The 10544-nt window shown below is 60.5% G+C and carries 10 protein-coding genes; 3 read left to right on the forward strand and 7 right to left on the reverse strand.

Annotation, left to right across the window (positions count from 1 at the left end; translation table 11 throughout):
• Window positions 1-175 precede the first annotated feature (175 nt).
• Together NW844_RS02870 and NW844_RS02875 are read right to left on the reverse strand one after the other, a co-directional pair.
• Window positions 176-1231, reverse strand: a complete 1056-nt coding sequence (locus NW844_RS02870; protein WP_414333307.1) for a permease — start codon at window positions 1229-1231, stop codon at window positions 176-178.
• An 80-nt stretch (window positions 1232-1311) separates the two neighbouring features.
• Entirely contained in the window at window positions 1312-2448 is a 1137-nt protein-coding gene (locus NW844_RS02875) for a citrate synthase (RefSeq protein WP_414333309.1), read from the reverse strand.
• A gap of 280 nt (window positions 2449-2728) precedes the next feature.
• Here NW844_RS02875 and NW844_RS02880 point away from each other — a divergent pair, with 280 nt between their 5' ends.
• Complete coding sequence (locus NW844_RS02880) at window positions 2729-3208, forward strand: hypothetical protein (protein ID WP_414333310.1); 480 nt, start codon at window positions 2729-2731, stop codon at window positions 3206-3208.
• Window positions 3209-3294: 86 nt separating this feature from the next.
• On the opposite strand, the gene NW844_RS02885 is transcribed toward NW844_RS02880, so the two are convergent.
• Complete coding sequence (locus NW844_RS02885) at window positions 3295-4509, reverse strand: anion transporter (protein WP_414333368.1); 1215 nt, start codon at window positions 4507-4509, stop codon at window positions 3295-3297.
• A 249-nt stretch (window positions 4510-4758) separates the two neighbouring features.
• On the opposite strand from NW844_RS02885, the gene thrB reads away from it, so the two are divergent.
• Complete coding sequence (thrB, locus tag NW844_RS02890) at window positions 4759-5685, forward strand: homoserine kinase (protein ID WP_414333312.1); 927 nt, start codon at window positions 4759-4761, stop codon at window positions 5683-5685.
• Window positions 5686-5706: 21 nt separating this feature from the next.
• Here thrB and NW844_RS02895 read toward each other — a convergent pair whose 3' ends face one another.
• From NW844_RS02895 to NW844_RS02910, 4 genes are all read right to left on the reverse strand, one after another.
• Window positions 5707-6246 carry a diacylglycerol kinase family protein gene (locus NW844_RS02895; RefSeq protein ID WP_414333314.1) on the reverse strand — a complete coding sequence of 180 codons (540 nt, stop codon included), beginning with the start codon at window positions 6244-6246 and terminating at the stop codon, window positions 5707-5709.
• Window positions 6230-6721: an rRNA maturation RNase YbeY gene (ybeY, locus tag NW844_RS02900; RefSeq protein ID WP_414333316.1), complete on the reverse strand. Its 492-nt coding sequence runs from the start codon at window positions 6719-6721 to the stop codon at window positions 6230-6232. Before ybeY ends, NW844_RS02895 begins: the two co-directional genes overlap by 17 nt.
• 25 nt (window positions 6722-6746) lie before the next feature.
• A complete protein-coding gene (locus tag NW844_RS02905; RefSeq protein WP_414333318.1) occupies window positions 6747-7397 on the reverse strand; it encodes a bifunctional 4-hydroxy-2-oxoglutarate aldolase/2-dehydro-3-deoxy-phosphogluconate aldolase in 651 nt (216 codons plus the stop codon).
• A gap of 166 nt (window positions 7398-7563) precedes the next feature.
• Window positions 7564-8082, reverse strand: a complete 519-nt coding sequence (locus NW844_RS02910; RefSeq protein WP_414333320.1) for an HNH endonuclease — start codon at window positions 8080-8082, stop codon at window positions 7564-7566.
• A 175-nt stretch (window positions 8083-8257) separates the two neighbouring features.
• Here NW844_RS02910 and NW844_RS02915 point away from each other — a divergent pair, with 175 nt between their 5' ends.
• Window positions 8258-10465, forward strand: coding sequence for a glycoside hydrolase (locus NW844_RS02915; RefSeq protein ID WP_414333322.1), 2208 nt, complete (start codon window positions 8258-8260; stop codon window positions 10463-10465).
• The last annotated feature ends 79 nt before the right edge of the window (window positions 10466-10544 follow it).

Raw genomic sequence — 10544 nt, forward strand, 5'->3', positions numbered from 1 at the left:
AGTGTACTGGGGAAAGGCTAAGCTTTGGCATGATTCTAAGTGCATTGTCTCATGCTGAGGTGCACCTCTAGAAATTGTGAAGCGATATATCCAGAATCAGTCAGGAGGCGCTATCCCTCCCCACCCGGGTGGGGAATCCCGCGCCTTACGTTGAGCAAATGCAGGAGCAGGCGAGTTAACTGGCGCAGTAATTGATGGCCAAAGCCCCTACTAAAGTGAACTGAAAAGTCAGGAGCACCAAGTAGAAAATGGCGCGGGGCCTGAACAAAGTCAGCATCAAGCCAATGGCCTTCAAGTCCACCATCGGCCCAAACACCATAAAGGCCAACAGGGATCCCGGCGTGAAGGTGGCGGCAAAGGAGAGGGCAAAAAAGGCATCCACCGTCGAGCAGATAGAAATGATCCCGGCCAGGGCCATCATGATCAGGATCGAGACCAGTTCATCTTGGCCATAATTTAGAACAAACGAACGCGGGATCACCGTCTGCACAAAGGCCGCCATCGCCGAACCCAGGATGAGCACGGATCCCAGCTCGCGAATCTCTCTAGCCCAGGTTTGCAGCAGCAACAATCCCTTTTGCCGCCAAGAGAGAGCAGGGGCAGCGGCCAGCGCTGCCCGATACACCTCTTCGGCAGTCTGCAGAGTGGCCAGGGATCCGCCAGCAGCCCCTTGAGCATGGCCCTGGGATCCAATCCAAAAGGTGCCCCCCTGCAACAACGGCGAGCAGGAGGTGCTTTTCAGAGCTGCCTCTTGGCAGCGGTTGCGCTGCAGCTCTCGCCAGACCGCCGGTTGCAACAAAGGCTCCAGATCTTTTTGCACGCTGAAGAGCAAGCCGATGGCCACCGCAATGCCAAAAGAAAAAAGAACCCGGTAGACCACCAGCTCCGGCATGCTGCGAAAGGCAATCCACGTGGAGAAGATCACGACCGGGTTAAACACCGGCGCTGCCAACAAAAAAGCCACCGCCACATAGGGTGGGATCCCTTTGATCACCAGTTGCCGGGCCACGGGCAGATTGCCGCATTCGCACACCGGAAAAAAGAACCCCAGGGCGCCACCGGCTACCGCGCTGCCGATTTTGCCTTTGGGTAGGAAACGAGCCAACTGGGATCCCTCTACGAACACGGCCATCAGCCCGGAGAGAAACACCCCCAAGAGCAAAAACGGCATGGCCTGCACCACAATGCTCAAGAAGAGGGTGAACCCGTCTCGCCAAAGGGGAGAATCCAAAGGGCTCAACGCACCACCTCACCCACGCATTTGGGCTCTATTGAGTTTGGATCCCGGCCCAGTGCTCTGTCAAACCGCTCTCAACCCCGCTCCTCGATGGGGATGTAGCGTTGCTGGCGTTCACCTGTGTACACCTGGGTGGGTCGGAAGAGCCGATTATCCGACAACTGCTCCCGCCAATGGGCCAGCCAACCCGCCACCCGGGCAATGGCAAATACCGGCGTAAACAAATCTTCCGGGATCCCTAGCTTGGCGTAGACCAACCCCGAGTAGAAGTCCACGTTGGGGTAAATTCCTTTGGGCCCCAGCAGCTCCGCACACACCCGCTCCACTTCCAGGGCGATGTCGTAGTACTTGTCGTGGCCGTAGCGCTCGAACAGCTCCTCGGCCAGCCGCTGCAGAATGGTGGCCCGCGGATCCTTCACCTTGTAAACGCGATGGCCCATGCCCATGATGCGCTCTTTTTTGGCCAGCTTCTCTTCGATAAACGAGCGCACATTTTCCACCGAGCCGATTTGCCGCAACAGCCTCATCACCTGTTGGTTGGCCCCCCCATGCAACAGCCCCGAAAGGGTGCCCACCGCCGTGGCCAGGCTGCTGTAGGGGCTGGCCAGGGTAGAGGCGCTTACCAGCAGGGCAAAGGTAGAGGCGTTGACCGTGTGTTCGGCGTGCAAGATCAGACAGGTATCGAAGATGCGGGCCAGCCAGGGATCCGGCTTCTTGCCGGAGAGCATGTAGAGAAAATTGGCGGCATGATCCAGGCTGTCGTCGGGGGGGATGGGATCGTTACCCTGGCGCATCTGGTGAAACATGGCCACCATGGTCGGCAGCTTGGCGAGCAGACGGGTAACCGTGCCAAACACATAGTCGGGATCCGCCTCCCGCACCGGATAGAACATCCCCAAGCCTGCCACGCAGGTTTGCAGGGCATCCATCGGGTGGCCCGACTCAGGAAACGACTTGATCATGTCGCGGATGCGGTATTTGACCCGCCGATGGCTGCGGACGGCCTGGTCAAAGTTGTTCAGCTCGGATTGCGTCGGCAGCTTGCCGAAGATCAGCAGATAGGCCGTCTCCAAAAAGGTGCTGTGGGCCGTCAGTTCCTCAACGGGAATGCCCCGATACTCCAGGATCCCTACCTGGCCATCGACAAAACTAATGTTAGAGCGCGTGGCCGGAACGCCTTCTAGCCCAGGCTTGTATTCGCCATCCGCCATAGTCGGACCCTTGGAAGTTCCCAAATGATGAATCGAGGGTTGCCAAAGCTGCCTGGAGCCCTTGTTTCTCTCAGGCAACACTGACCCCGCTTCGCTACAGTAAAGCAAATTTTGGATCCCTGCAGCCAACCGCTGACCTCGCCCAGAGCTTGGATCGGACTGGGATCCGCTTCCTATCTTGCAACAGCCCCCGCTGCCCGAGGCAAGAGTTGTTGCTATTGTGAGGACGACCCCCTGGTCGAGGGCGCTCGACCGCAAACCCTGCTTGGAGATGGCCTCGATGTCGAATACGGCGCAAACTCACCCCGTCCAAGGGCTGGAATACGTGGTGCTGGGAGTGGCCACCTGCTTCCAGCGAGATGAGGACGGTCACCTGCGGGAAGTCCTGGTGGCCGAGCCGTTGCCCGCTGCCGCCTTGGACTGCCTGGCCCAAGAGGGCCGCAGCACTTCCTATTGTCTCCTCTACGCCACAACCTATGCCGAGATCGTGAACAACGGGACCCCGACTTTGCCCGCCGATGTCTTCCCGGCGGGGGTGGTGCTGGGAGAAGATTTTGTGGAGCGGCTGCAAGCGGCGGCCCGCACCTATCGCAGCAAGCCCCAGTTTCGCCACATCCCCCTGCACCAAGTTTGTACTCCCGAGCGGGGGGCGTTTAAGCTCAACCACAGCCTCGAGCCGCGACGGATCCTCAATACGGCAATGGAAGTGAAGGATGCTGACAACATCAAGCAGCACCCCCACACCCACCAACAGCTCTGAAGGAGAGGCTGCTGGTGCCAGCGCAAGGACGGCAACACCAGTCATCACACCCAGGGATCCCGACAAGCTGGATCCCTGGGCAGAAGTTACCTGAGCGATGGAGAAGGCAGGAAGGGCTGGCCCAGCCACAGCCCACTGAAGCCCAGCGTCAGCAGAGTCAGGGGCAGACCCAAGCGCAGATGCTCCCCAAAGGAGAGCACGTACCCTTTTTTGGCGGCTGCCTCAACCGTGATTAGATTGGCTACTGCCCCAAACAGGGTTAAATTGCCCGCCAACGTGGAGCCGGCAGCCAGCAACAGCCAAGTGGTGGTCTCCTGTTGGGGAACCAAGGATTGCAGCAACAACACTGCCGGCACATTGGAGATGATGTTGGATAAAATGGCTACACCGATCAACAGGGCGAGGGGGGATCCCACCAGCCTCTCTGCCAAAGGCCCCAAGCTCATCCCCCAGAGGGCTACCAGTTCTCGCGTTGCCCGCGTCAAGATAAACAGCCCGGAGAACATCACCAGCAAATTCCAGTCCACCTGCCCCAGAAATCGCTCCGGCTTCAGCCTGCGGGTAATCAGCAACAGGGCCGCTGCCACCAAGGCCGATTCGGCCAAGGGAAGTCCGGCTATGAAGGCCACAAACAGCCCCCCCGCGATCACCAGGCTCTTGCGCAATAGGGGCGGGTAGAGGCGCAGCGGCAGCCAAGGCACCTGGGCAAAGGGTTGCAAGGAGCGCACCTGGGGGTAATAGAGCCACAGCAGCCCCACCTCCAGCAGCAGCCCCACCACGGCAATGGGCGTCATCTTGCCGGCAAACTCCAGATAGCCGATCCCAGAGAAAGAGCCGATCAAAATGTTCTGTGGGTTGCCGCTCAAGGTGGCGACGGATCCCAGGTTGGTGGCTGCCGCCAAGCCCAACAGGTAGGGAATCGGGTTTAACCCCAACACCGTTGTGACCTGCAAAGTGAGGGGAGTAAACACCAGGGCCAGGGTATCGTTGAGCAAAAAAGCCGAGAGCAAGCCGCTGCCAAACACCAGCATGATCAACAGGCCAAAGGGGCTACGGCTCACCCGAATCAGGCCCAGCAAAGCCAACTGGAAGGCCCCACCATAGGACAAGCTGGCATTCACCACCATCATGCTCAGGAGAAACACGATCGTGGTGGGGTCAATGGCCTCCCAAGCCTGCCGCAGCGACAAGGTCCCCAAGCCAATGAGCAAGGCGGATCCCACCAGGGCAATCGTGGCCCGGTTCATGCGCAACCGGGGCAGGGATCCCAGCCCCAGCCCGAGATAGCTCAAGCCCAACACCAACCAAGACAGTTTCTGCAGGCCTCTGCCCCCTCCTTTTTGGATCCCTGCTGGGTTGAGCCAATGGCCGGAGTGGAAACAGGCCCGCTATGCCCAGCACTCAACTCATAGGTTACAAGAATAAAAAGCTTTTCAGGACAGCCCGGAAGCTCGTCAGGCTGAGTAGTCGTGGGGATCTGGCCGTCGTTCATAGGATAATGGGAGCCCGTAGACCTTGAGTTGCCCATCGTTCACTGAGGAGCTGTCCCCTTGGTCAAAGAGCGAGTCGAGGTGATCGTCCCGGCCACCACCGCCAATTTGGGGCCGGGGTTCGACTGCATTGGTGCAGCCTTAGAGCTCTACAACCACTTCCAATTTCGGGAGATCCCCTCTGGCCTCAGCATCCACTACCGTGGCAGCGACCACATCAGCCAGAGCAAGGACAACCTGGTGTACCGGGCCTTCTGCCGCGCTTTTGAGTTGCTGAGTAAGCCCGTGCCGGGGGTAGAAATCGAAATCACCCTCAACGTGCCCCTGGCGCGGGGGTTGGGCAGTTCTGCCACCGCTATTGTCGGCGGCTTGTTGGGAGCCAATGCCATCGGGTCGCTCAACCTAGCTCCCGAAACCCTCCTACAACTGGCCATCGCCCTGGAAGGCCATCCAGACAATGTGGTGCCCGCCCTGCAGGGTAGTTGTCAGCTCTGTGTGCAGGGGCAGCAGGGGCAATGGGTGTTTTGTCCGGTGGATTGGCACGAAAGCATTGGCATCGTGGTTGCGGTGCCCAACTTTAAGCTTTCCACCCAAGCAGCCCGCGAGATCCTGCCCAAATCCGTCAGCTTGGCGGATGCGGTTTTTTCCAGCAGCCATCTGGGTCTGCTCATTCGCAGCTTGCAGTCGGGCCGGGTGGACTGGCTGAGGGTGGCCCTGCAGGATCGCCTGCACCAGCCGGCCCGCATGGAGCTGATCACCGGGTTCAAAACGGTTCAAGCTGCAGCCATAGCTGCCGGGGCCTATGGGGTGGTGATCAGTGGAGCCGGCCCCACCCTGTTGGCCCTCTGCGCCCCCGAAAATCGGGAACGGGTGGGAGCCGCGATGGTCAGCGCTTGGGCCCAGCTCGATATTGAAGCAGAAGCCAAACCGCTCAGCTTGGATCGGCAGGGAGGACGGGTGGTGATCCACTCCCAGCCGGCTGGATAAAAAACTCTCTCTCCAAGCTCCTCAGGCTGGTGCTGGGAAGCCATCCTGCAGCAGCAGCAATAGAGGCGGGAGGAGGAGCCAAGCCGCCACCAGCAGGGATGCCACTGCTGCCATCAACACCGCTGCCGCGGCGCAATCTTTGGCGATCTCGGCCAAGGGATGATACTTGCTGCCGAGGGTGAGATCCACCACTGCTTCCAGAGCGGTATTCACCAGCTCCAGCGCCATCACCAAACCGCTGGTCAGGCTGATCAGGGCCATTGCCGCAGCGCTCAGCCGCAGGCCCAGCCCAAGGCCGAAGGCTACCGCCGCCACCGCCATGTGAATGCGGAAGTTGCGCTGGGTGCGGATTGCATAAGCCAAACCCTTGCCCGCGTAGTAGAAACTTTTGCCCAGGTTGTCGGCCACCTGCCAAGAGGGGGGGCGTCGCCAGGGATCCACCTCCAAAGGCGCGGCATTGGCTGCGGGATCGACCTCAGAGGAAGGCGCTGGAGCGATACCGGTGGGCTTGGAATGGACGCGCCGCCGGAACGCCGCCAGCCGACTAGGACTGTTGGCCATGGCTTACCCCTCCATCCAGTTGGATGGCAGCGAGCAACTGTCGCTGTTGCTGCACCATGTGCTGGAGAGAACGTTCATCCGGGTGATCCCACCCCAGCAGGTGAAGCAACCCATGGCTGGCCAGCCAGGCCAACTCCTGCGAGAGCCGATGCCCTTGCGCTTTGGCTTGTGAGCGGGCGGTGGGCACCGAAATCACAATATCCCCCAGCAGGCGCACCCCCGTGATCTCGTGCAGCTTGACGGGGGCGGGCATCTCCTGGGCGGCAAAGGCCAGCACATCGGTGGGCGCGTCAAGGTGGCGAAACTCGCGGTTGAGCTGGCGAATGTGATCATCGGAGGTGAGGCAAAGGCTGAGCTCGCACGGCTCCTGTACCCCCAGCTCCCGCAACCAGATCTCGAACCAATGGCGCCAAGTGACTTCTTCAACCGGGCTTGGAATGTGGAATTCCAGGTAGAGATCTAGAAACTCTCCCATGCCGGCCTCCCTCACACCACGCACCCTATTCTACCGATTTGCTCAGGTTGGGCCAGTTTTTGTTTCTCTGCTCGGCAAGCTGTTGCAGCGCCTGGCGCAGCCGATTTTCCAGCTTTTGGCAGTCTGGATCCCAATCCTCTGTCGGAAACAGATCTCCGGCAATGGCGACCGCCCAGGCCCCTGCTTGCAGATATTCCGCTGCCTTGGCCAAGGTCACCCCCCCAGTGGGGATCAACGGCAGGGATCCCAGCACCGGTCGCAGATGACGCAGGTAGCGGGATCCCCCCATGCTCTCCGCCGGAAACACTTTGACCGCCGTTGCCCCCGCCTGCCATGCCTTCCAGATCTCGCTGGGGGTAAGGGCACCGGGCACGACGGGCAGTCCCACTTCCCGGCCCCAACGGATAATGCTCTCGTCCGTAAAAGGGCAAACGCAAAATTGGGCCCCCGCCTGCCAAGCCTGCTCCGCCATCTGTCGATGGGAGACGGTGCCCACCCCTATCCAACACTGCGGGTGGTCTTGCCGCAGTTGGGCAATCAACTCCAGATAGCGGGGAACGTGCGGGGTGATCTCGATGTGGCGGATCCCGGCCCGGATGGCCAGAGTGGATCCCTGGAGAGCCTGGTCTGGGCTGCTACAGAGGCGGATCACCGCGATCAGGGGCTGCTGCCACAAATGGAGTAGCCAGTCTCCAAAGCCGCGTTCAGAACCCTCGAATACCATCTGTGGGAAAGTACCCTCTCATTGGAAGGGCTGTCGGGGAACCGGTGGCAAGATCCCATCGTTGGCAATGACCGGAAAAGCCCAACAGCGAGCGTACCGCCTTGGCGATGGGCGGAGGTCACTCTTGCCGACTTTGGTGCTCACGCCAAAATTGCTCCGCAAAAGCCACTGTTGGGTGGATGGGGGCACGGGGTTTGCTGAGGAGGGGCATATTGGCCTCTTCAGGAGTGCGGTTGCCCTTGCGCTGGTTGCAGCGTTCGCAGGCGGTCACCACATTGTCCCAGGTGTGGGATCCGCCGCGGGAAAGAGGTACGACATGATCCAGGGTCAGGTTATGGGTGCTGCCGCAGTACTGACAGGTGTGGTGATCCCGCCGCAAGACCTCTCGCCGGGTAACAGGGGGCACCCGCCAGGATCGCTCTTTGCCCTTGATGGTCAGGCGGATGTGTTCGGGCACCTCGATCACCTGGCTGGGGGAGCGCACCTTCCACACCGGCACATCCATCATCGCCAGCGGCTCTGCCTTGCCCGTCAGCAGCAGCACAATCGCCCGCCTAATGTTGACCCGGCTAATGGGCAAGTAGTTTTGGGAAAAGACAACAATCGACTGTTCCAGGACGTGGGTAGCAGCAGTCATGACTTAGCTCTTCCATTTGCCGCCATTGTCCTGAGAAATCTGGCGAATGACAAGGTTTTCCCCCAGTGGGCACCATCCAGGTGGAGCCCCACCATTCAACATTCCAGAGTTTCTTACGATCGGGAGCCGGACAGATGGGCTAGTATCCGGGTGATGGTCGGATCCCGTGCCTCCCATGACCTACCCGCTGCATGTTGCCCTGGTTTGGCACCAACACCAGCCCCTCTACAAAAGCCCGCTGGCGGGTAAATATCGCATGCCTTGGGTGCGCCTACACGGGATCAAAGACTACCTGGACTTAATTTTGCTGCTGGAGCGCTATCCCCGCCTGCACCAAACGGTTAACCTAGTGCCCTCTCTCATTGTGCAAATCGAAGACTACGTGGCCGGCTCCGCTTTCGATCCCTATTTGGAGCTGACTTTATCTCCTGTCGAAAAGCTGACCCCGGAGCAGCGGCGCTTCATTGTCGAGCGTTTCTTCGACAGCCATTACCCCACCATGATTGAGCCCTACCCCCGCTACCGCCAGCTCTACGAACAGCGGGAATCGCAAGGGATCAACTGGTGCCTACAGTACTGGACGCCCCAAGACTTCAGCGACCTGCTGGCCTGGCACAACCTCTCCTGGTTCGATCCCCTCTTCCAGGAGGATCCTGAGATCGAGAGCTGGATCAAGATGGGTTCTGGCTTTACCCTGGCGGATCGGCAGCGGATCTACGCCAAGCAACAGCAGATCCTGGCCGCCATCCTGCCCCAGCACGCCAAATTGCAAAGTAGCGGCCAACTGGAGTTGACCACCAGCCCCTACACCCACCCCATCTTGCCCCTGCTGGTGAGCGAGCGCTCGGCGCGGGTGGCCCGGCCCGGCTTGCCCCTGCCCCGCTACCCCTTCCACTGGGAGCAGGATGTCCACAGCCAACTGGAGCGGGCCAAGCAGATCTACCGGGAGCGCTTTGGCCGCGATCCGCGGGGTCTGTGGCCTTCAGAGCAGGCGGTCAGCCCCGCCATCGTGCCCCTGATCCAGAAACAAGGCTTTGATTGGATCATCTCCGACGAGGGAGTGCTGGGCTGGAGCTTGGGCCAACCCTTTCATCGCGACGGGCAGGGCCATATCCTCGAGCCGGAAAAGCTCTACCGCCCCTACCGTCTGGAGAGCGAGGCAGGGGATTTGGCCATCATCTTTCGGGATCACCGCCTTTCCGATCTCATTGGCTTTAGCTACAGCGCCATGCCTGCCGACGCTGCCGCCAAAGATCTCATCGGCCACCTGGAGAGCATCCGCAACCGCCTACCCCAAGACCAGCCCTGGCTGGTCACCATTGCCCTGGATGGGGAAAATTGCTGGGAGTACTACCCCCAAGATGGCCGCCCCTTCCTGGAAAACCTCTATGCCCGCCTCAGCCAGCACCCGGCGTTGCGCTTGGTGAAGGTGTCGGAGTTTTTGGATCAGTTTCCCCCCACGGAGTTTCTGCCAGCCGAACAATTGCACAGCGGCTCCTGGATTGAGGCCGACTTTACCACTTGGATTGGGGATCCCGTCAAAAACCGCGCCTGGGAGCTCCTTGCCCAAGCCCGCCAGGTGATCCAGGATCACCCTCACGCCACCCCCCAGGCCTGGGAAGCCCTCTGGGCCGCCGAGGGATCCGATTGGTTCTGGTGGTTTGGGGCAGGCCACTCTTCCGCCCACGATGCCGTTTTTGACCAGTTGTTTCGGGAACATCTACAGGCCCTCTACACCGCTTTGGGAGAGGCGGTGCCGGCGGCGCTGCAGTTTCCCCTCGAGGATCACGACGGGCTGGGGGATCGCCTGCCGCAGGGGTTTATCCATCCCACCATCAACGGTCGCCCCGCCGAACGGGAGTGGAGCCAGGCCGGGCGGGTGGAGATCGGCGCAGCCCGAGGAACCATGCACCGCAACAGCGTCGTCCGCCGCCTCTGGTACGGGTTCGATCACTTCAACCTCTATCTGCGGCTGGATTTTAACTCGGTGGTGCAGCGGCCCAAGCAATTGCAGGTGCTGTGGTTTTATCCCAACCGCGTTACCGTCAACAGCCCCATTCCCCTGCAGGGGTTGCCGGCAGAAGCCCCCCTCAACTATCTCTACCGCCACCTGTTGAAGCTGTCGCTGCCGCCGCCTGGCACCGGCCAGCATCCCGCACCCGTCGAGGCTCAGCTCTTGCAGGCAGGGGAGTACCATAGCTGGCACCCCATCAACCATCAGGTGAAGGCGGTGGTGGATGCCTGTTTGGAGGTGGCCATTCCCTGGAGCAATTTGGGCGCCCAGCCGGGGCAGGAGCTGCAATTTATCATCGTGGCCGCCGATGGCGAGACCTTCCAAGAAGGGATCCCCCCCAAGGCCACCATCGCCCTGCGGAGACCTTGAGAATTTGAGAATTTAAGTTATGGCGCGCGATCTCTACCCGCCCATCGAGCCCTACGATTACGGCTTTCTCCCCGTCTCT

This window comes from Synechococcus sp. H55.2 (assembly GCF_047462495.1).
GTDB lineage: Bacteria > Cyanobacteriota > Cyanobacteriia > Thermostichales > Thermostichaceae > Thermostichus.

Bases quoted from the DNA above. Each gene is read 5' to 3' on its own strand.
- NW844_RS02880 (WP_414333310.1), top strand. From the start codon at position 2,729: ATGTCGAATACGGCGCAAACTCACCCCGTCCAAGGGCTGGAATACGTG.
- NW844_RS02875 (WP_414333309.1), bottom strand. From the start codon at position 2,448: ATGGCGGATGGCGAATACAAGCCTGGGCTAGAAGGCGTTCCGGCCACG.
- NW844_RS02910 (WP_414333320.1), bottom strand. From the start codon at position 8,082: ATGACTGCTGCTACCCACGTCCTGGAACAGTCGATTGTTGTCTTTTCC.
- ybeY (WP_414333316.1), bottom strand. From the start codon at position 6,721: ATGGGAGAGTTTCTAGATCTCTACCTGGAATTCCACATTCCAAGCCCG.
- NW844_RS02895 (WP_414333314.1), bottom strand. From the start codon at position 6,246: ATGGCCAACAGTCCTAGTCGGCTGGCGGCGTTCCGGCGGCGCGTCCAT.
- NW844_RS02915 (WP_414333322.1), top strand. From the start codon at position 8,258: ATGACCTACCCGCTGCATGTTGCCCTGGTTTGGCACCAACACCAGCCC.